Below are 636 nucleotides of genomic sequence, written 5' to 3' on the forward strand. Positions count from 1 at the left end.
CCAGGCCGCCAACGGCAGGTCGTGGGTGTAGCCCAAGGACCCGTGTATCTGCAACGCCGTGTCGATCACCTCGATCAGCATGTTGGCGATATAGGTTTTGGCCATCGAGTTCTCGATGCGCAGGTCGTGCCCGTGCTCCATTTTGTAGGCCAGGTGCAGGATCATCAGTCGCGTGATGTAGAGCTTCTCGGCGCAATCGGCGAGCATCCACTGGATGCCTTGCCGATCGGCGACGCGCTTGCCGAAGGTGACACGCTCGCACGCACGTGCGGTGGCCATATCCAAGGCTGCCTGAGCTTTGGCCACGCTCCACATCCCGTGCCGGAGCCGGCCGTATCCGAGCCGATGCTGCCCCATCGCAAAGCCCTCGCCACGGCCGCCGAGAATGTTCTCGTCGGGGACCACTAGGTCGCGGATGCGGACTTCCGCGTGACCCATGGTCACCTCACCGTGGAAGGCCGGCACGTCGGTCTCTCCCATAACCGGAATGTTGCGGATGATCTCGAAACCCGCGTTGGGCAGCTCCACCAAGAAGGTGGTGTATTGCCGATGACGAGGGGCGTCGGGATCGGTCTTGGCCATCACCAGTGCCAGCTGAGAAATGGACGCCCCTGAGGTGTACCACTTCTCGCCGTT

1 protein-coding gene is annotated in these 636 nt (G+C 62.4%); it reads right to left on the bottom strand.

What is annotated here, in order from left to right:
* The coding region (locus A9X04_RS32190) for an acyl-CoA dehydrogenase family protein (protein ID WP_197509021.1) at positions 1-636 on the bottom strand (636 nt) is incomplete at both ends.

The sequence above is a fragment of the Mycobacterium sp. E3247 genome (assembly GCF_001667785.1).
GTDB lineage: Bacteria > Actinomycetota > Actinomycetes > Mycobacteriales > Mycobacteriaceae > Mycobacterium.